This is a genomic window from Myxococcales bacterium (assembly GCA_022184915.1).
Taxonomy (GTDB): domain Bacteria; phylum Myxococcota_A; class Polyangia; order Fen-1088; family Fen-1088; genus JAGTJU01.
Genome location: JAGTJU010000003.1, coordinates 397,907 through 418,119, shown reverse-complemented (window position 1 = coordinate 418,119; position 20,213 = coordinate 397,907). Strand labels below are relative to the sequence as shown.

Here is a 20,213-nt window from a genome sequence, read left to right as displayed (position 1 = left end):
GTCTTGACGCCCCCTACGGAGGCGGGCAGCATGCCCCCGGTTTGCCGAGCCCCCCCGCCCACGAGTCTCTCCCGCGCGCCCGCGTGTTTTCGCGATTCGTATCGTCTCCGCGCGCCCTCGCGAGCTTTGGTTTCGTACTGGCTCTGTCGGCTGCCTACCTGCTGTCCACCAGCCGCGAGCGCCCCTGGACCGAGGGCAGCTACGTTTACTTCACCGCCGAGCGGCTCGTACAGGACGGCACCACGGCGCTCGACTTCCCCGCCGCCGTGGGACCGAACGGCCGCTCACAAAGCCCTCATCCCCTCCTGCCTTCGCTCGTTCACGTGCCGGGCGCTCTCCTCAAGGCGCTGTGGAACCCGCTCTGGCGCGGTGGGGATCAGAACCTGCTCGTATTGGCCTCGCACCTGGCGCCGGCCGTGCTCACCGCAGGCACCTGCTGGCTGTTTTTACAGATGTGTTTATTTCTTGGTCTGCGACGCGTGTCTGCGGGCGTCGCCACGGCCACCTTGGCGTTCGGAACCATCGTCTGGGTCTATGCCCGCTCGCCCTGGCCCCCCGCCGTTCAGACCTTCGTCTTTACCGGGTACGTCTTCGCGGCCCTGCGGATGAACGCGGCGCCCACCGCACGCACCGCGCTCGCGCTCGGCGGGTGGAGCGCGGCCCTCGTGAACAGCAAGTGGGAGCTGGGTCTGGCTCTGCCGCTCGTGGCGCTGTGGCTGGTGTGGCGGTTGCGACGGGACCGATCGGCGCTGCGCCACCTGGCTTTGTCCTCCCTGCCGCTCGCGCTGGGCGGTGTGGTGCTCGTGTGTCTCGACAGCCGGCTGCGCTACGGGACCTTCAGCCACTGGTGGCACCTGGTCGAGAGCCAGCCGATGCGCCAAGGCCTCTTCATGGGCCTTTGGTCTCTGTTTCTCGCGCCGGGCAAGAGCTTCCTGGTCTACAGCCCCCCCCTGGTCCTCAGCTTTTTCGGATTCCGAACGCTCTATCGGCGCCACCAGCTCGAGGTCACCTGGGTGCTGACTGCCGCCCTGGTTCCCTACCTGCTTTACCTGGCGCGTCTATCACACTGGACGGGTGACTGGGCGTGGGGGCCCCGCTACTGCGTGTTCATGACGCCGGCCCTGTTGTTGCCGGGTGCGGCCTTTGTCGACGAAGTGATCGCGCACCGGCAACGGCTCGTGCTCGCAGCGGCGTCGGTCCTGCTCGCCGCGGGCCTTTACGTGCAAGTGCTGGGAACATCGCTTTATTGGGACCACTACATTCGCGTGGCGAAACAAGCCCGCGCGGGCTGGCTGGGGGTCCCTAACCGCAGTGGGGCGCTGAACGCGCGGCCCGGGGGCGAATGCGACCCCTGCTTCGAGGACATCCATCCCATGATCTGGCTTGCGCCTTTCAATCCCATCGAGGGTCACGCATGGCTGCTTGGCCACGTGCTGGCGGGAGATCCCGCCGAGGTGGCCGAAGCGGACGCCGCCTGGCATCGCTACACGTCGGTGAAGTTTCCCATTCACGAGTCTTACGTTCGCGCCCGCGTGGACTGGTGGTTCCTGAACTTCTTGCCGAAACGCTGGGGCAAAGGCGTGGCCAGTTTGCTGGCGTTGATGAGCCTCGTGGCGGGCGGCTTGTGGCTATGGCGTCGTCACGGCGGTCGAGCGTCTGAGGAGGCAGAATGAAGCCTCGCCATCAAATGGCCGTTTTCGGCTTCTTCTTCTTTCTCTACATGCTGAGCACCAGCCGTGAGATCCCCTGGAACGACGCCAAGCTCATCTTCTACACGGCGGAGTCCATCGTCTTTCGGGGTGAGCTGGGTATCCCTGCGGGACCCGGCATCTACAGCTACGCGCCTCATCCCATCCTGGCGTCGTTGGCGCACGTGCCGGGCGTGATGATCTACAAGTGGATCGTCGATCGCTGGTTGGGTGCCTGGTCGATGGCGAAGGTCATCACGTGCCACACGGGGCCCGCGTTTTTCGGCGCGCTCACCTGTGTGCTTTTCCTCAACACCTGCTTGCGTCTCGGCGTCCGTCGCGGGGTCGCTAGCCTCGGGACACTGCTTTTGGGCCTGGGAACTTTCGTTTGGGTCTACGCCCGAAGCCCGTACTCCGAGATCGTACAAGCCGCCACCTTCATGGGCTTCGTGGGAAGTCTGGTGGCGTTTGGGGAGGCCCCGAGGCGAGGCACGGCCTTTCGGGTGGGTTTCTGGGCGGCACTGCTGCTCACCTCGAAGCTGGTGTTTGCTTTGTCGCTGCCAGGGGGGCTCGTCTTCTGCCTCTACCGCCTTCGGCGTGACGTGAAGCGGTTCTTGAGTTTGGTTCCAGTGGCCTTGGCGCCCTTGGCTTTGGGTGCGTTGACCATTGCCCTTCATAACCGCGCACGCCTTGGCCCTGTTGCGCCCACTGGGGGAATGGCTTCCACTGGCTACAACGTTGACGCCGCGGTTTTTGCGCAGCCACTCTGGGAAGGCGTCTGGGGGCTCTTGGCGTCGCCCGGTCGTTCGCTGCTGCTGTACGCGCCGCCGCTCGTGCTTTCTGTCTTCGCGGCGCGCCGGGTCTGGCGGCTCCAGCCGCGTGTGCTTGGCATTTTGGTGATCACGGTGACGCCCGTCTTCCTCCTTTATGCAAAGTTCGAGTCGTGGTCTGGCGACTGGGCGTGGGGTCCGCGGTACATGGTGCCCCTGGTTGCGCCGTTGCTCCTGCCTGGTGTCGTGTACCTCGACGAGGTTCTGCAGGCAGCGCGCTGGGCGAAACGAGCCTGGGCCACTTTGTTCGTGACCCTCTTCGGCGTCAGTTTGTTCGTCCAGGTCGTTGGTAACGCCTTTTACTGGGATCACTTCATTCGCATCTCGCAGGAAGCTCGCAACAACTGGCTGGGCGATCCCAACCGCTCGGGCTCGCGGGGTGTTCGACGCCCCGTGGGCTGCGATCCCTGCTTCGAGGATTTTTATCCCTTCCAATGGCTGCCCGCGTTTCAGCCCATTCAGGGCCACTACTGGCTGTTGAAGACGGTTCCCTTCAAGACACCGTGGCCTGAAGCTGCGCTTACGGCCCCGTGGAGCCGTTACACGAATCTCTCCGTTCCGATCGCACGCTCTTACCCACAGGTGCGGGTCGATTGGTGGCTGCTCCAGTTCTGGAAGCCGTTTCGCAAAGCCTCTCTCATTCTCCTCGTGGTCCTATCGGCTGGAACGGCGCTCAGTGGTGCCGCCTGGGCTTGGGCCTGCCGTAAGCCGCGCGTGCGTTTTTCGAGCCTCCCGCCCGTGTAGGGTGCTGTCGCTCGTTCTCGTTTTTTGTCGCACGTGCGCAGGAGCCGCGCCTCGGTCAGCCCCGGGCCGGGCAAGGCCGCTCGTGATACAAATGAGAGACGATGACCGCGCTCAAGATGGTGGACCTACATCGCCAGTATGTGAGCCTCAAACCTCAGATCGACGCCGCGCTCACGTCCGTACTTTCAAACGCGGCGTTCATTCGCGGCGAGGATGTGGCGGCGTTCGAGCACGAGATGGCCGCCTACCTCGGCGTTCGTCACGTCGTAAGTTGTGCCTCGGGTACGGACGCCCTGCAGATCGCGTACATGGCTCTCGGGATTTCAGCGGGCGACGAGGTCATCACGACACCGTTCACCTTCGTTGCGACCGTGGAGGCCCTGGTGCTCCTGGGCGCACGTCCCGTTTACGTCGACATCGATCCCCGCACCTACAACCTGGACGTGGGGCAGGTCGAAGCGCGCATGACGCCCAAAACGCGGGCGCTCGTTCCCGTGCACCTTTACGGCCTGATGGCCGACATGGATCCCGTCCTGGCGCTGGCTGCGCACCATCGGCTGCCCGTCATCGAAGACACAGCGCAGGCCATGGGGGCACGGTACGGAGGGCGCCTGGCAGGAACGCTTGGTGACCTTGGGTGCTTCAGTTTCTTTCCGGCCAAAGAATCTTGGGTGCTTCGGAGATGGCGGCGCCTTGGCCACGAACGACGACGTCCTTGCACAAAAGTGTCGGCTGATCGCGAACCATGGGTCGCACACACGATACCTTCACGAGACCGTCGGCGTGAACAGCCGGCTCGATACTCGTCCAGGCGGCAGTCTTGCGAGCCAAGCTTCCCCACCTCGATGCCTTCAATGAGGGGCGCCGTCGTGTGGCCGCGGCCTATGACGAAGCCTTCAGGCCGCTGGGCATTGCTACGCCCTACGCGCCCCCGCGGCTTCATCATGTCTACCAGCAGTACACGATCCGCAGCCCGCAGCGGGAAGCTCTGGCCAAGCACCTGGCGGTGCGGGGTGTTCCCCATGCCATTCACTACCCGCGCCCGCTGCACCAGCAGCCTGCCTTCTCCCACCTCGTGCCGCCGGGCACCCGCTTGCCGCATGCGGAAGCCGCGGCATCAGAAGTGCTCTCCTTGCCAATGTTTCCTGAGATGACGGTGGCAGAGGTCGGGCAAGTCATCGATGCGGTCGTGTCGTTTGCCCGCTGCTTGCCGCTTAGCGCAGATACTTGAGCGCCACGAAGCCCCCGACCATCAGCGCGCCGAACAGCAGCGCGAGCTTCTCGAAGTGCTTGTCGATGTACGGCCGAATGCGAGGCCCGTAGAAGTAGAGCAAACCAGCCACCAGGAAAAACCGCCCGCCCCGACCCACGACCGAGCCCGCCAAAAACGGCAAGAAGCTGACCTTGAAGACACCCGCCGAGATCGTGATGAGCTTGTAGGGAATGGGCGTAAACGCCGCCAGAAAGACGATGGCGATACCCCAGGATTCGTAGCGCTCGGCCATCTTGTCGAAGGCAGCGGGCGTCAGCCCCGGGATCTTGAAGAAGTAAGCCTGCGTCGCTTCCCAAAAACCCATGCCGATGCCGTACCCAGCCACGCCGCCCAGCACGGAGCCGGCGAGGCAGATGCCCGCAAAACGCCACGCCTCGCGGTGACTTCCCAAGACCAGCGCGATCAGAAGCACGTCGGGCGGCACCGGAAAAAAACTCGATTCGGCGAACGCGATCAAGAAGAGCGCCCACCCAGCGTGTTTCGAGTCCGCCCAGGCCAGCACCCAGTTGTAGAGGCGTCGGTGCAGGGGCGGCCGCTTCGCGGGCAGGGCAGCAACGTCGGGTGAAAGCTCGGTTCCAGTCGTCATGACAATGGGCTCCGTCGTCGAAGGGGGTAATCAGATCTCGTAACCGAGAGCCACGAGCTCTTGCTCGAGTCTCTCCACCTCGGCCAGAACGCGGCTTGGGGCGGGGCCACCCGTCAGTGTACGGGCGGCCACCGCTTGTGCGGGCGCCAGGGCCCCGAGGGCGGCGGGAGTAAGCTCCGGGGCGATCTCAGAAAGCTCGGCCTCTGGAACGTCGCGCAGGGGCACGCCCCGGCTCTCGGCATGGCGCACGAACGCCCCCACGATTTCATGGGCGCGCCGAAAGGGAACGTGCGCTTCGCGGACCAAAAACTCTGCCAGGTCGGTGGCACCCAGCGCAGGATCTTGTGCGGCCTCGTGCATGCGGGCCGTATTGAATGTCAGATCCGCGATCAGCCGCGGCGCCACGGCCAGCACCAGCTGGGCCGTTTCGATCGCGTCGTAAAGGGGCTCTTGCGCCTCCTGCAGGTCTTTGTTGTAGGCCAGCGTGATGCCCTTCGAGATGGTCAGCAACGCCACCACGTCGCCTATCACCCGTGCCGGTTTGGCGCGCAGAAGCTCCGCGATATCGGGGTTTCGCTTCTGCGGCATGAGCGAACTTCCGGAGCAGTGCCCTTCGCCCAGCTGCACGAACCCGAACTCCGTCGTGGACCACAGCACCAGCTCCTCACCAAGACGGGAGAAGTGCACGAGCATGAGCGCGCACGAAAACGCCACCTCGGCCGCGAAGTCTCTGTCCGATACGGTGTCGAGGCTGTTGTGGGTGGGCCCGGCCTCGAAGCCCAGGCTGTGCGCCGTTGCGTTGCGGTCCACCGGCAGGCTCGAGCCCGCCAAGGCGCCCGCCCCCAGGGGGCACTCGGCCGCGCGGCGGGCGGCGTCGAGCAAGCGACCCCGATCGCGGCGCAACATTTCCGCATAGGCCATGAGGTGGTGGCCCAGGGTCACGGCCTGGGCTCTTTGGAGATGGGTGTAACCGGGCATGAGGTCGGCCGCGTGGGTGCGCGCCTTACGCACCAAGGCCAGGCGGGTGCGATCCAGATCTGCCACCAGGGCGGCGATGGACCGCAACGTGTAGAGCTTGAGGTCCGTCGACACCTGGTCGTTGCGGCTGCGGGCCGTGTGAAGGCGCCGGCCGGGCTCCCCCACGAGCTGGGTCAAGCGGTGTTCGAGGTTCATGTGGATGTCCTCGAGCGCCGGGTCCAGCGCCACCAAGCCGTCTGCGATCTCCTGGGCCGCCTCTTCGAGGCCCCGGGCGATGGTCGACGCGTCGTCTTCCGAAATGAGCCCCACCTGCGCCAGCATGCGGGCGTGCGCCTGGCTGCCCCGGACGTCGTCGCGCAGGAGGCGCCGATCGAAGTCGATGCTGGCGTTCAAAGCGGCTGCCGCCGGATCCATGGCCTGCGAGAACCGGGCGCCCCGGCCTCCTGCGGCCTTCGTCTCGGGTGGTGTGTGTTTCATGGCGGGCGGCAGACTAGCCGATTCGACGAGGCGAGGCGACCGAAGGCGTGGGGAAGTCGGGCGACTGGCGCATTGCGCTGTCGCGCCCGCCAAGTGCGGACTAGGCCCCTACCCGATCGGGCGGGCGCTCACCGCTGAAGCCTGTTTACGAGGGACGTGCGGGCCGAAGGTTTCCTCTATCGTTCCTCGCACATGTGCGATGAATGGAACTTGTTGGCGCACCGTCTATCGAGTATCCAGGGGGGGCTTGTGGCGGAGGTTGGCTTTCGGGGGCTGTCTCGGATAAACCTACTAAACAGCCCTGCCGGATTGGTAAGCCCCCACCCAGGCCCTTCAGTCGAACTCTCACATCCCCATTCCAAGCTTTTCGGGAGGATCTCCTAATGTTGAAGAAGTCACTCGGCGCCCTGTTGGCAAGCACCCTGGCCTTTGCTCTGTCCGCTCCGGCCTTTGCGGGCGACAACGACTGCACCATCGCCAAGGACGAAAAGACCGAGGTGGGCAAAGCCTGCAAAGAGGGCGGCATCAAGCGCGCCAAGACCGTCATGAAGACCATGACGAAGACTGCCAAAAAGAAGGGCATGAAGGTCGATTGTGACACCTGCCACAAGGACGAGACCAAGTGGACCCTGACGGACGACGCCAAAAAGAAGTTCGAGGAGATGCTCAAGCTGGCCGAGTAAAGGCGCAGTTTCCATCATCGTCATTGCGGGGTGCCGGCCTTACGGTCGCGCACCCCGTTTTGCGTCCGGCGCGTTTCGCGTCCGTAAATTGTCGCGCGGGCGATTGCCTGACCTGGTCTCGCCCGAAGGCCTCGGTTACCTTTGAAGAATAGAGCCGCAACCGACTGGCGCACAAAGGAGGAACGCAACACATGGGTAAACGCAAGCTCAACGTGAACGCACAGGTAACTCCCCGCCCCTTCGCCCGGTATGGACTTCGGACGTCCATCCGGCTGTAGCGACTCTCACTCCTGTCTCGAATTCCCCCGCCCGCGAGCACTAGGGCGTAACCGGTCAGGCGGCGCGACTCGCCTCCGCCCCCATTCTAGGCGCTGCACTGCGCAGCGCTTCCGAACCAGTCAGATGCGGCCCGGCGCCGGTGAGCGTGGCTCCCGGCGCCGGTTTTTTTGCGCACGGTGGCGTGGGACCGAGCCTGTCTTCGACGACGGACCACACGAACCCCGCCTTCCGCATGTCCATTGAAATCGCGCCATGTGTAAGCTAGCGTGCGACCCACCATGGGTGCAGACGCGACGCGGCTCAAGTGGTTCTTGCCGGTTTTGGTGGTTGGGGCTTTCCTCACCCTGGGCGCCGCGTGGCCTACCCACGCCGGTGCACGGGAAGAGGCTCCGGCCGAGAGCCTCATCAAGGAAGGGCTCCGCCTGCGGCGGGCGGGCAGAGACATTGACGCACTCGAGAAGTTCCAGCGGGCCTACGAACTCGACCCCACGCCCCGCGCCGCCGCGCAGGTGGGCCTATGCCTGCAAGCGATCGGCCGCTGGGTCGATGCCGACTTCAAGTTGAGCGAAGCGTTGACCTCGGCGGAGGACCCCTGGGTCAAGAAGAACGCGGCCATCATCAAGGAGTCCATCGAGGCCGTGAAGTCGCACGTGGGCCGGATCGAGGTGCTGGGCTCTCCCCAGGGCGCCGAAGTCGTGGTTGCGGGGAAGACCGTGGGCCGGCTTCCGCTGGCCACACCGGTTCCGGTCGACGAAGGTCTGGTCGATGTGGAAGTGCGCGCCGAAGGCCACGACACGCTTGTGCGCAGCCTCGAGGTCAAGGGCGGTCAATACCAGAAGGCGGTCTTTCGCCTGGAACCGAAAGTCGCGGCTCCTCCGCCCCTGACCTCCGGTGACATGTCAGCGGAAGGCGGAGAGGCCCCCATGTTGACGGCAAGCTCGCAGCGAGAGGAAGGCGATACGCCGCTCTACAAGAAGGGCTGGTTCTGGGGCGCGCTCGGCGCTGCGGCCGTGGCCGGGATCGTGGCAGCGGTCGTGCTCTCCGGTGGTGGCGAAACCAAGACCGGTCCTATTCCGGTGGACCGAATGGAGACCTTCTGATGAGAGCGAAAGTTGCGGGCCTTTGTCTTGCGATCGCCGGGTTGAGCCTGGGGTGTGCTGGCGACAAGACGGTGCCCCCGAAAGCAGGGTCTTGCAACCCGGGGACCCTCCTGCTCGAGCTGTCTTGCAAGGAGGGCGCGGAAAGTGGCCAGGTCAGGATCGCCCTCACCCGCAAGGGCGATGGCAAGTCGCGCACCTACGACGCGAGTCTCGATTGCGGAAGGCCGTTGCGCCTGGAAGTTGCCGTTGAAGACTACGCTTCGGGCAACGTCTTCTCGTTAAACGTTACCGGTGCGGGCGTTCAGCTCTTTGCGGGCGAGCGCGAAGCGCCGGCAAGTTGTTTGTTCTGGTCTGTGGATCTGGCAAGACCCGGGACCATGATGCCCGGCGACGACGCTTCGGTTACCGATGGGACAGAAATGCCGGACGCCAGACCTGCCGTGGTAGGGACCCTCGCGCCCGGCGATGCGTGCACGCAAAACGCTGAGTGCCAGAACAACCGCTGCATCGATGGATTCTGCTGCGCGACCGAGTGTTCAGGCAAATGCACGGCTTGTAACGTTCCAGGCAAGCAGGGCACCTGCAGCCCCGTTCCAGCCGGCGAACGCCCCCCGAGGGCCGAAGACTGCAAGCAGTCCGACGTGAGCACCTGCGGCCTGGACGGCACCTGCGACGGCGTAGGGGAGTGCCAATCCTATCCTGATGGTACGGTGTGCACGGCGGGTGCTTGCAGCCCGACCTCTGCCAGCGTGACGGGGATCAAGAAATGCTCTGACGGTGTTTGCGTGGCAGGTGGGGCCACGATCTGTACGCCCTTCGCATGCGACAGCGCCACCAATCAGTGCTTCGGCGAGTGCACCAGCGATAGCCAATGCGCACCGGGGCAGACTTGTAAAGACGGCTCCTGTGGAAAGAAGCCGACCGGTGCGGCGTGCACAGCACCCACCGAATGTGAATCCAACTTCTGCGTGGGCAACGTTTGCTGTGGCCAGGCCTGTGATGGGTCCTGCGTGACGTGTTCCAGCGTGGGTTCGCCTGGCGAATGCGTGCCGGTGTCCGCGGGACGCCCCGACCCCAAGGGGCTCTGCAAGGACGGAGGCGCCATGAGCTGCAAGGAGAGCGGCGTGTGTGACGGCAAAGGCGCCTGTGCCATGTATTCCGCAGGGACGCCGTGTGCAGCCCCACTTTGTCTGGGCAACTCGGCCATCGCAGCCTCCACCTGCAACGGGTCCGGCGCTTGTATTCAGGGCTCCGAGGTTCCCTGTGGGTTCTTCAAATGCGCGAGTGGTTTGTGTCCCGGCACGTGTGCTTCGGATACCGATTGTGTGGCGCCCAACACCTGTGTGAACGGCAGCTGCGGTCTCAAGGAGGCCGGTCAGGGCTGTAGCCAAAACTCGGAGTGCCGCTCGAACGTGTGCTCTGCGGACAAAGTCTGTTGTGACCGCGCCTGCGACGGCGCCTGTGAGGCCTGCAATCTATCGCAGTCGCTCGGCAAATGTTCCAAGGTACCAGCGGGTCGCACCGATCCCCGGGGGATCTGCACCGAACGAAAGAAAGACGCGAATACGTGCGACGAAAACGGGCTCTGCGACGGTAATGGGGGCTGCCAAAACTACGCCTCAGGCACGCAATGCGCGCCCGCAATGTGTTCCGCAGGAAAGGCCACTCCGGTATCTACCTGTGACGGAAAGGGTGATTGCAAAACCCCCGCTCAGCTCATTTGCTCGCCCAATAAATGCAACGGAACGAAGTGTGGCGATACCTGCGCCAACGATTCCGACTGCGAGGCTCCAAACACGTGCAACGCCGGTTCGTGTGGGCCAAAGCCGAACGGCTCCATCTGTTCCAACCCCAACCAATGCCAGAGCGGCTTTTGCTCTCAGGGCGTTTGCTGCAACGAGAACTGCGAAGGTGCACAATGCAAGGCCTGCAACCTCCAGGGTTCACGTGGTACCTGTTCTTTGGTTGCAGCGGGAACGCCCGATCCGGCGGCCAAATGCAAGGACGTGTCGTCGACGTCCGTCTGCGGAACCAACGGGCGATGCAACGCCAACGGGAGCTGCACGGTCGGCACGCAGGGCACGCAATGCAAACCTGCGGTATGCGCTTTGAGTACCAGTGTCACTCCGATATCGACGTGCGACGGAGCTGGCACGTGTGCCACGCCCGCGCCGCAGCCCTGCAGCAACGGCCTCTACACGTGCGCCTCTGGCGTATGCAAGACCTCGTGCCAGTCCGCTTCGGATTGCGCTGCCAACCACTACTGCGACACGGACGCCAAGTGCAAGCCAAAGAAGGGCCTTGGCGAAACCGCAGCCTCAGGTGACCAGTGCTCCAGCACCTTCAGGGTGGACGGTGTTTGCTGCAGCACCGCCTCTTGCGCGGGTCCGATGTGCACGGGGTCGAGCTATACAGAGGCGGCGAAGTGCAACGTGTCTGGGAAGTTGGGCACCTGTTCCGCAGCAAGCACGACATGCACCGGGCCTGGGCAGTGTGGAAACAACAACGCGTGCAAGGTTTATGCGAAGTATGATGTGTCGAACTACGACGACAACAACGCGGTCTACGGGCCCTAGGCGAAGGCCCGAGGTCCTGGCTCGCCAGTAGATCGATCATAGACGCAGAGGGAAAAGCGATGAAAGAGAACTCGAGAAAGAAGTTTGTGAACCTAGGTATTTTGCTCGGAACGATTGCTGCGTCATCGTACGTGACTGCAGAAATGAAGCTCCCTCACAGTCCTGAGGACAAAGGGGTTGTCTCATCTTCGGGGTTGCGGGGTAACTTCGATGTCATCAAGACACACGTTCATCCGTTGAGCGTCACGATGCATCGTGCCGTCGGTTCTTTGTCCAGCGGTCCCGGCAAATTCAGTGCCTTCGCCGCGTGTCCGACTGGGCAGGTTGTGGTCGGGGGAGGGTGTAACTTCCTGGACGAAACGGCGATAGGGAACATGACTATCATCGCCAGCTATCCCCAAGATGCCCCCTTTACGTTCAATAACTTGACACCTCCGACGGGCTGGAAGTGCGAATGGCAACACGTTGGAACCGATAGCGTTTCGGGCTATTCATACGTCTTGTGCGCCACGATCTCGCAATCCAATAACTGACCCCGCAATGCGGTTTGATCCTTGATTCCGCTTGGTGCCTCTAACCAAGCCGCCCGCGGCGTAACGAATGGTGCGCCGGATGCTCAGTGGTCAATGTTGTGCCTTCCCGACTTAGAGGGATAAGGTCCCGCATCGGACGTCTTGGAATCCCCGCCGACCCACACCCAACCGTGCTTGTTCGCCTGCACAGTGCACACGGGTATGTCACCCCCAAGGACTTGCTCGCTGGCCGCCAGAGTGAGATATGGGCCGAGCGAGATCGAAAGCTCGAAGCTGCTTGTGGGCAGCGACGTTTGCGGCGTGCGGGCAGGGCTACGCTCAAGGCAGTGCCGCGACCATTCTGCCGTCAAGGCCGCCTATTGGCCCCTCCGCCGGAGCCCGCAGGCGTCGTCAAGGGCGCGGAGCTGCCCGTCTGCGGGCGAACCCTTGACGGTGCCGAGGACTCGCGGATACTGGCTCTCGCGGGCTGGTCGGTCTCCGCAACCAGCCCAAACCGCCGTCACGTTCAAGCTGAGCCAGTACAAAGCGGGGGTGAAACGGAAATCGGTCCTGTCGTTCCTGACCAGATGGAGAACTTCTGATGCCAACCAAGAGATTCGCTCTAGCTGCCACCACTTTGGCCTTGGTAGGCGCCTGTTCGTCCACGAAAACCCTTGCGCCTGGGCCGGAGGCCTGCAACGAGGGCTCGATTCTCCTCTCTCTGGCTTGCGGGCAGAACGTGAGTTCCGACGAAGACGTCAAGGTTATCTTGACGAGGTCGTCCGACGGCAAGGAACGCACCTACGACCAATCCCTCTCCTGCGATCGTCCCCGAACGATTCAGGTGACGTTGGACGAGTATGAGGTTGGAACCTCTTTCCGAGCACAGGTCACGGGTGCTGAGGGAGAAGTCCTCTTCGACGGCACTCGAGACCTGCCCGAAACTTGCCTGTACTGGTCGGTCACGGCGAGTCGTGGCGAACCAGATTCCAATGACAAGAAAGACGCCGGGGTTGTTGAGCCCTCTGACGGGGGAGACATGTCTGGCAAGGACGCCTCGCCCGACGTTCGTGAAGTGGTCGTGGAAGCCGGTGTGAAGCTCGGGCAGGGGATGGCGTGCTCGAAAAACGAACACTGTGCGACGGAGTTCTGCATCGACGGAGTTTGCTGCGAATCGAGCTGTGCGGGTACGTGCCGCGCTTGCAGCAAAAGCCGCACTGAGAAGCCCGACGGTGATTGCGCCAACGTTGCCGATGGTGAGGATCCGGACAGCGAGTGCGCGGCTTCTGACAAGTCGGAATGCGGCAGTAACGGCTTCTGCGATGGTGCTGGGTCTTGTCGGAAATGGGACCCACAAACGCAGTGTGCGGCCGCAGCTTGCACGGCTGAGGGCGCCCGGCCTGCGGCGTTCTGCGACGGGCAGGGTAAGTGCTCCGAGTCCCCCATCCAAAAATGCAACGAATACGCGTGTACAAACGGCGCCTGCAACCGGGAGTGCCAGTCGGATGCCGACTGTGCCTCGGGGGTCCAGTGTGTGAACAAGCTTTGCGGCGGCAAGCGCGCCAACGGCGACGCCTGCACCACCGGTAACGAATGCTCCACCGGAAAATGTGTCGACAAGGTTTGTTGCGGTAGCGACTGCAACGGACTCTGCGAGGCTTGTGTCGCGGCAAAGACGGGTATGCCTGACGGTACGTGTGCCGCGGTGAAAGAGGGCGAGGATCCGGACAACGAGTGCGCCTCCGAAACCCAAAACAAGTGCGGAAGGACGGGCGTGTGCGACGGCGCTCGCAAATGCGCCGTTCAACCGGCTGGCACCCAGTGCGCCGCAGCCCAGTGTACGAACGGAAAGGCTCGTCCGGCTCTTGTCTGCAACGGTTCTGGGACCTGCCTTGAAGTGCAAGAGTCGGCTTGCGGCAACTTCAAGTGCGGGTCGGACAAATGCATCAGTCCTTGCAAAGGGGATGGCGATTGCATCTCGTCAGCTTACTGCGACGGTGGCGTCTGTTATCCGAGGAAGCCAAAGGGAAGAGATTGTACGAAGGATAGCGAGTGTACGTCCGGCTTGGTTTGTTCGAGCGATGGCGTTTGTTGCAACAACAAATGTTCGTCAGCGTGTTCGTCATGCTTGGCTTCTCGAACAGGAAAGACGACTGGGGAATGTCAGCCAATGGCAACTGGAGAAAAGGATACCCGTTGCTCCACCATGGCACCCAGCACCTGTGGAACAACTGGTGTCTGTGATGGAGCAGGCCAGTGCGCTAAACACTCGGTGGGTGTTGTATGTGCCGCGGCCGCTTGCAGTTCCGATAAGTCAAAGGAAGTCCGCGCGCGAACCTGCGACGGAGCCGGGGCCTGTAGGCCCGCTGAGGAGAAGGCCTGTGCCCCAGGACTTTGCGGTGCGAGCAACGAGTGCACGAATCAGTGCACGACCAACGCGAATTGTGCGCCTGGCGTGGAGTGCCTGAACGCGACTTGCGGCGGGAAGCTGTCGAGGGGGCAGCAGTGCACTTCCTCTTCTCAGTGCCAAACGGGTCTCACCTGCGTCTCCGGCTTCTGCTGCGAGAGCGCATGTTCTGGCGCCTGCGAGGCGTGCGCCAAGAGCGCTACCGGTCAAGATGACGGTCTGTGTCGTCCAATCCTGTCAGGACAAGTCCCGAAAGCATCCGGAGGCTGCCCTGCACAGTCGGGTTGTGGACTGACAGGGAAGTGCGGTGGCGCTGGTTCTTGTCAGTACACAGCAAACGGAACGCCATGTCAGGCCGCCATATGTTCTGGAAATAGCTACGTTGCCCCTACAAGTTGCGACGGAACTGGTACTTGCCGCGCGCCGCAGGCCGGCGTCGACTGCGGTGCGTACAAATGCGCCACTCAGGGGTGCAAAACGACATGTTCGACCGCAGCCGATTGTTCCGCGCCCTTCTACAAATGCGGTGCGAACAACAAGTGCGAGTTAAAGCGCATAAAGGGCATGTTTCAACAAGGCGTCGCTGACGGTGGGCCTCTCGTCGTCCTGATGGAGGACACCATATACTCCTACAACTTCGCCACCGAGAAGTGGACGAGCACCGCCTACCCGCCGCGCACGGCGAACCACTACCTCCCAGTCGATTGCGCTTACTACGCCATCCCGAAACAAACGGGAAGACCCATTCAGTACTACCTAGGTGACGCCACGAAACTCGCCTATGTAGTGGAAAACTCACAAGCCGGCGACTGGTACTATGTCGACATCCAAACCGCCTTCAAGTTCCCCAATGTAGCTGGAGTGGAAGCAGGCAAGGACATTTGGACAGCGGTGAATGCTCCTTTCGAGAAAGTCAAAACACCCCTCGACACCTGCTACATCGTCAACGACGCCAACGGCGGAGAAGCGCTCGTTCTGTGGCGTGGAACCACGACGTACATCATTCCAAACGATGCGACAGCACCCTGGTTCAAAGGTGAGAACTACCCGTCGACCACCCAAACCTACTGGGCGAGCACAAATGCGCCCTTCGAGAATGGCGACGTGAGGCCAACCGATGCGGGATACTTCAATCGACACACGCGACACTTCTACATGGTTCGCGGCGATACCTTCTATTTCCTGGAGAACACGGATGCAGATGGAAATACGAAAGTCTGGGTGAAGAAGAATCTCTTGAAAGAGAAGGTGCCGTACACCAAGACAAATCAAATCGATTTCACCGCTCCGGGGGGGCCTTACTCCCCTTGAACGCGCCGGGGGCTCTCCTGCCACTTCGTCGGCACTCTTCGATGACGATTCGAGTCCTGCCCGCATCCAAGTTGCTCGCGGCGGGAGTTCTTCTTCTCTCGGTTGCCATCCTCGTGGTCTCCAACTGGCTCCGCCTCGGGGCTCTGGAGGCCGCGACAGCAGCCCAGGGCCAAGTTCTCTTCGTGGGTGGTGGAGACATATGGCTCCGGGATCTACCCAAGTTCCACCAAAGCCGGCGTGGGCATCTATTGGCCGACCCTCATTTCGAGGGAGAGCCCCATTGGTACCCGCCGCTCAACCCTTGGATGGCCGCAGGGATCTCCAACCTTACGGGCGCTCGGGGTGCGGGCGCCTTCTTCCGGCTCGAAATCTTGGCCGTTGGCGCCTTTCTCCTGGCTGTCCTTGCCACGCAGTACCTGACCACTAGCTTGCGCGGCCTCATGTTTGCGGTGCCATTGGGCGTCCTACTTGGATGGATCGTCCCCGGAAACGGCCTGTATCCCAACGACACGGCCCGTGCTGGACTGCTTGCCACTCTCGTGGCAATCGGTTTGAGTGGGGTGCGTTCAACGACGGATGCGAGAGCACGCAGCAAGTTTGGCGTTCCTTTCTGCTTGGGAGCCCTCGTGGGGGTTCTCGGCCTTTGGAACGGCGCCTCGTTCTTCGTATCACTGGTGGTTCTGCTCACCTGGACGACGTTGCCGATCCTCGACACGCTGCTTGCGCGCAGGCGTCCGGTACCCCATCTGGTGTTCAAACCGGTGGTCGCTTTTCTCGGGTGCCTGGTTGCCATGTCGCCGCTCCTTCTCCCGCAATTGCTTAGGTACGGGAAAATCAAGAGCGCCACGTCCGCGCGGGTCTGGCTCGATCCAATGTTCGGCGGCGGGCTCAACGCTCGTGCCGCCCTCGATCTGCCTTTGTTCGCCCAAGGGAGCGACTTGGCGCTGCTCGCGGCCGGCGCCCTTGCTGTTCTTCTCTGCGTGGCGCTCCCCCGGTTACCCTGGAAGTTCAACGCCGTCGCTATGCTTCCCCTGTTCTGGGCGTATCTCGTGTGCATGTTCTTCGCCCACCTTGGGTTTGCGATGCACGATCCCGCCCACCCCTGGGTTGCCAGCCTCATCAGGAGACTCATACCGGCCCCTCCGCATGGGTTCCTGGGGGTGAGCCGTGCGATTCTGCTATGTTTGAAGCTCTTCTCGGCCTGGGCGGTCGCGAGTCTCGCGGTGACCCTGTGGGAGACTCGTCTGGTTCCAAAAACCAAGCCAGCCTTGGTAAGGGTCATGCGAGCAACAGGCTGGCTGCTCGGCGCCGCTTTGTGTGTCCTAGTTCCCCTGCGAATGCCAACCGAGATTGGCTTCTACAGCCAACCGGAGGACGCGCATCTCATGGCCTGGGCTCGAAAGGTGCGAAGACTCACGGGACGTGACACCGTATTCGTTCAATACCCTGGCCGACTTACGGCGCTGGCGGGAATTCGTGTTCTCCACTTCGGGGCTCCGGATCACGCCAATCATTACGTGCAACCCGCGCGACAACGACTTAGGGACGAGATCAACGCACTGGCTAGACGCGGTGCGTTTCCAGAGCTCGACGATGTCTTCAAGCGGTACGGCGTTCGGTACCTCGTTGAGCTCCCGGGGCCCAAGGACCCCGTCATGTTCCATTGTGGGGGCGCTCCGCTTCTGGAACACGGGGGCTTCAAGCTGCTCCCCGTGAAGCCATGCGCCTGAACGCCCAGCCTCGACCTCAAACCCAGCCCTTGACACATGCGGAGCCTTTAGGGCACTAAACCCCTGCCGGCAACGTGATTGCTCGGCCCTCGAGAAGGAATCGTTAGCTTGTCCAAGTACCCGCCAGCGCAGATGCCCGCCCTTTCCGCCGAAAGCTCGGCGGCGTTCTTGGGACGGACCGCCGCCTACGTGCGTCATGCTCCTTTCGCCCTCGCGATCCGGGAGCTGAACCGCCTCCTCGCGATGGAGATGTTGGACGCCGAGCAGCCAAAGCTGAGGTCTCCGGTGCTCGACGTGGGCTGCGGCGACGGTTTTTGGTGGACGTTGCCGGGCAGGCACCGCCCAGAAGTCTACGGCGTTGACATTGCGGAAAGTGAGGTTGAGCAGGCCAAGCAGCACATACACGCTGAGGTCTGTGACATCTCGAAGCAGGTTCCGTTTCCCGGAGTCAAGTTTCAGGACCTCATTGGCAACTGCTCGCTCGAACACGTGCGGAACATCGACGCCGCTCTGCACAATCTTTACGAGAGTGCCGCCAATGGGGCTCGACTCGTGCTCTTCGTTCCGGCCCCCGAATGGGCGTTTCACGGACGAATCCAGAAAGCGCTGATGGGCTTATCGCCTCGACTCGCCATGATGGCATCGGGGATGGCGAATGGATTTTTCCAACACTGGCATCTTTACTCGCCGGAGGTTTGGGCTGGAACTCTTCAGCGGAATGGGTGGAAACTAAAGACCCTGTACGGTCTCGGGAACTCGCGATCCGAGTTCCTCTTTAGATTGTTCCTGCCTCAAGCGTTCCTGGGTTTCCTGGCGAAGGTTGCCACCGGAGTCTATCCGAACCGGCTCCTTCGAGATGTCCCCGAGGCGCTTTTCGCGCCGCTGCAAAAGCTTTTGGCATGGGGCTTGGCCTCCCCGCTCGTGCCTGCGGACGATCCCGACGTTTACGAGTTTGTCCTCGTTTGTGAGAAAGACGATGTCGCGGAGTAGAGACTACTTCAGCAATCACGGCCGTGTGAGGAGCTTCCCGTGGAGCCTGTATCACGAGCCGCTCGAGAGGAGCCTGGAGTCGTTCATTCGGAGACGCCGCGAGCGATGTCAAGGTACTCTCGAGGTCCTCGTCATCGGCTGTGGATTGATGCAGGAGCTGGAGTACCTGCCTGAGAACATCCGTGTCACTGCGATTGACATCGATTCACGAGCGACCGAAGCCCTTGCTTCGAGGCAAGATCCCCGGATCGCGGTGACGAAGGCCGTCACGCCTTCCGATGACCTTCGAGCCCTCGGAACCTTCGATGCCATCTACGCGAAGGAGGTGATCGAGCACATCCTCGAGCCCGACGCCTACCTTGAGCAACTCTTTTCGATACTGAGGCCAGGGGGAGCCATTTGGTTGAGTACACCAAACTATGGCGAGCCGTGGCTGCCAATCGTCGAATCTACTTTCCTGGAAGCCGTTGCGCGCTTCTCGGGGTTTACGCGCAAAGGCATTCACCCTACGCGCTTTTCGCACAGGCGACTAAGGGATTGTATGCAGCGGGCCGGATTCCAGAGCGTTGAAGTCAAGCCGGTGTCCTTACGGCTAGCCCTGGTTGTGGAGGGCGAAAAGTAACCGAAATACGAATATGCCGCAGCAGAACGAAACCAATGCTCTCTCCCTGCTTCGGCAGCGCTTGGTCGCGTGCTCGCCCCCGTTGTGGGCCTGTGTGGCGCTGATTTCGGCACTAATCGCCTTCCGAAATCCCACGGCTTTGTTTCGAGCAGAATTCTGGGCGGAGGATGGAAGCTGCTTCTTTCAAGGATGGTGGGACCTTGGTTATACAAGCTTGTGGACACCCGTCACAGGGTACCAACTCTTCCTATCGCGGTTGATTGCTTGGCTAAGCGGTCTGTTGCTTCCCATTGTCGCGTTGCCGTACGCCTACGCGGCGACTGCTATGGCGGTAAATGCGTTTTGTATAGCGTACTTCGTGCGTGATGGATTCTCTTGGCTCCTCCCCTCACGAAAAGCACGCCTCTTCGTCGCTTTGGTGATCGCCATCGGCCCTGGGACAGCTGAAGTGTTCCTTAACTTGGCGAACCTCCAGGCAACCCTTACTTGGTTGGGAGTCCTTTTGCTCTTGGAGAAGCCTTGGCAACCCAACGTGCTCCGCGTAATCGCGCTGATTGGGCTGTTCTTGTCCACAGGAAGCGCGTTTGTGATGGGGCCATTGCTTCTTGTCCTGCTGTTGGTGACCCGCAGACCGACCTACTTCGCCCTCGGGGCGGTTTTGGGCCTGAGCATTCTGCTCAATACCATGAGTCACACGAAGTCGATGGAAGCCTCGAGCGACTTCACGAAGCTGGGAAGTTTGCCTGAGATCATCTTCGGCAATTTTTCGCTTCGCTTCTTTTTGGCACCTTTCCTGGGAGAACAGGGCGCCTTGCCGCTCTTTCAGAGCGGCCCTCTTGCATTTTGGTCTGCGAGTTGCGTGGCCGCTCTCGTCGCTGCGCCGGTGCTGAGGGGCACAGAGTGGCTCTCCGTCGAGAAAAGCCTCCTATTGACGCTGGCTTTGTCGGTGTCCTTGATGTTCGGTGCGGTTGCATTGACACGCGCCTACAACGCGCCACTGCTTCAGCGCGGGACCGGCTACGTCCTTTGGGACCTTCGGTATTCGTTCCTGCCTGGCGCAACAGCGGCCTTGGTTTGGTTGCCAGCACTTCTGCGCCTGCGAGCATTAGAGGCGAGGCTTGCCGTTGCTCTCCTGTGCTTCCACGCCTTGATTCACTGGTCGAACGTTCCGGCAAGGCCCGACCTCGATTGGCCCACCACTGCGGGGCGGATAGAGAAGCTGCGCCAAAAGCACCGTAAGGGGGATCTAAATCAGGCTGAGGTGCTCGGCCCGATCCCTCTGCAACCCGCCTCTTATCCGCCCATGAGGTTGACCGTCTTCCCCTGATGGGCTGGTTCGCTGAGGCGTGAGTCGGCTCACCTCGAATCTCCAAGACTTCCCCTAGTCGAATCTCATTGTGACGAAGGCATGGGACGGTGGTGCGTCG

13 protein-coding genes and 1 pseudogene are annotated in these 20,213 nt (G+C 62.1%); 11 read left to right on the top strand and 3 right to left on the bottom strand.

The genetic code is table 11. The annotated features are described in order from the left end of the window. Positions 1-41: 41 nt before the first annotated feature. From KA712_13195 to KA712_13185, 3 genes and pseudogenes are all read left to right on the top strand, one after another. Positions 42-1,673: a hypothetical protein gene (locus tag KA712_13195; GenBank protein MCG5053912.1), complete on the top strand. Its 1,632-nt coding sequence runs from the start codon at positions 42-44 to the stop codon at positions 1,671-1,673. Then, complete coding sequence (locus tag KA712_13190; protein ID MCG5053911.1) at positions 1,670-3,262, top strand: hypothetical protein; 1,593 nt, start codon at positions 1,670-1,672, stop codon at positions 3,260-3,262. Before KA712_13195 ends, KA712_13190 begins: the two co-directional genes overlap by 4 nt. A gap of 101 nt (positions 3,263-3,363) precedes the next feature. Continuing rightward, positions 3,364-4,493 (top strand): annotated as a pseudogene (locus tag KA712_13185) (DegT/DnrJ/EryC1/StrS family aminotransferase). On the opposite strand, the gene KA712_13180 reads toward KA712_13185, so the two are convergent. After that, a complete protein-coding gene (locus tag KA712_13180) occupies positions 4,477-5,121 on the bottom strand; it encodes a DedA family protein (GenBank protein ID MCG5053910.1) in 645 nt (214 codons plus the stop codon). The pseudogene KA712_13185 and the gene KA712_13180 overlap by 17 nt on opposite strands. 30 nt (positions 5,122-5,151) lie before the next feature. Beyond that, positions 5,152-6,576, bottom strand: a complete 1,425-nt coding sequence (gene argH, locus KA712_13175) for an argininosuccinate lyase (GenBank protein ID MCG5053909.1) — start codon at positions 6,574-6,576, stop codon at positions 5,152-5,154. Positions 6,577-6,959: 383 nt separating this feature from the next. Here argH and KA712_13170 point away from each other — a divergent pair, with 383 nt between their 5' ends. Both KA712_13170 and KA712_13165 read left to right on the top strand, forming a co-directional pair. Next, on the top strand, positions 6,960-7,259 hold the full coding sequence (locus KA712_13170; protein MCG5053908.1) for a hypothetical protein: 300 nt from the start codon (positions 6,960-6,962) through the stop codon (positions 7,257-7,259). A 557-nt stretch (positions 7,260-7,816) separates the two neighbouring features. Continuing rightward, positions 7,817-8,638 carry a PEGA domain-containing protein gene (locus KA712_13165; protein ID MCG5053907.1) on the top strand — a complete coding sequence of 274 codons (822 nt, stop codon included), beginning with the start codon at positions 7,817-7,819 and terminating at the stop codon, positions 8,636-8,638. Positions 8,639-10,898: 2,260 nt separating this feature from the next. On the opposite strand, the gene KA712_13160 is transcribed toward KA712_13165, so the two are convergent. After that, positions 10,899-11,036 carry a hypothetical protein gene (locus tag KA712_13160; GenBank protein ID MCG5053906.1) on the bottom strand — a complete coding sequence of 46 codons (138 nt, stop codon included), beginning with the start codon at positions 11,034-11,036 and terminating at the stop codon, positions 10,899-10,901. Positions 11,037-11,273: 237 nt separating this feature from the next. Between KA712_13160 and KA712_13155 the strand changes: the two genes are divergently transcribed. The 6 genes from KA712_13155 to KA712_13130 all read left to right on the top strand — a co-directional run bounded on the left by KA712_13155 (position 11,274) and on the right by KA712_13130 (position 20,113). Then, complete coding sequence (locus KA712_13155; GenBank protein ID MCG5053905.1) at positions 11,274-11,747, top strand: hypothetical protein; 474 nt, start codon at positions 11,274-11,276, stop codon at positions 11,745-11,747. 2,950 nt (positions 11,748-14,697) lie between these two features. Next, positions 14,698-15,444 (top strand): hypothetical protein, encoded by a 747-nt coding sequence (locus KA712_13150; GenBank protein ID MCG5053904.1) that lies wholly within the window; start codon positions 14,698-14,700, stop codon positions 15,442-15,444. A 41-nt stretch (positions 15,445-15,485) separates the two neighbouring features. Then, on the top strand, positions 15,486-17,174 hold the full coding sequence (locus KA712_13145; protein ID MCG5053903.1) for a hypothetical protein: 1,689 nt from the start codon (positions 15,486-15,488) through the stop codon (positions 17,172-17,174). Positions 17,175-17,282: 108 nt separating this feature from the next. Continuing rightward, a complete protein-coding gene (locus KA712_13140; protein MCG5053902.1) occupies positions 17,283-18,164 on the top strand; it encodes a class I SAM-dependent methyltransferase in 882 nt (293 codons plus the stop codon). Further along, positions 18,139-18,786, top strand: coding sequence for a class I SAM-dependent methyltransferase (locus tag KA712_13135; GenBank protein ID MCG5053901.1), 648 nt, complete (start codon positions 18,139-18,141; stop codon positions 18,784-18,786). The genes KA712_13140 and KA712_13135 overlap by 26 nt, the downstream gene beginning before the upstream one ends. A gap of 13 nt (positions 18,787-18,799) precedes the next feature. Beyond that, positions 18,800-20,113, top strand: coding sequence for a hypothetical protein (locus KA712_13130; protein ID MCG5053900.1), 1,314 nt, complete (start codon positions 18,800-18,802; stop codon positions 20,111-20,113). Positions 20,114-20,213 lie beyond the last annotated feature (100 nt).

Bases quoted from the DNA above. Each gene is read 5' to 3' on its own strand.
- KA712_13190 (MCG5053911.1), top strand. From the start codon at position 1,670: ATGAAGCCTCGCCATCAAATGGCCGTTTTCGGCTTCTTCTTCTTTCTC.
- argH (MCG5053909.1), bottom strand. From the start codon at position 6,576: ATGAAACACACACCACCCGAGACGAAGGCCGCAGGAGGCCGGGGCGCC.
- KA712_13130 (MCG5053900.1), top strand. From the start codon at position 18,800: ATGCCGCAGCAGAACGAAACCAATGCTCTCTCCCTGCTTCGGCAGCGC.
- KA712_13180 (MCG5053910.1), bottom strand. From the start codon at position 5,121: ATGACGACTGGAACCGAGCTTTCACCCGACGTTGCTGCCCTGCCCGCG.
- KA712_13165 (MCG5053907.1), top strand. From the start codon at position 7,817: ATGGGTGCAGACGCGACGCGGCTCAAGTGGTTCTTGCCGGTTTTGGTG.
- KA712_13145 (MCG5053903.1), top strand. From the start codon at position 15,486: ATGACGATTCGAGTCCTGCCCGCATCCAAGTTGCTCGCGGCGGGAGTT.
- KA712_13150 (MCG5053904.1), top strand. From the start codon at position 14,698: ATGTTTCAACAAGGCGTCGCTGACGGTGGGCCTCTCGTCGTCCTGATG.
- KA712_13170 (MCG5053908.1), top strand. From the start codon at position 6,960: ATGTTGAAGAAGTCACTCGGCGCCCTGTTGGCAAGCACCCTGGCCTTT.
- KA712_13155 (MCG5053905.1), top strand. From the start codon at position 11,274: ATGAAAGAGAACTCGAGAAAGAAGTTTGTGAACCTAGGTATTTTGCTC.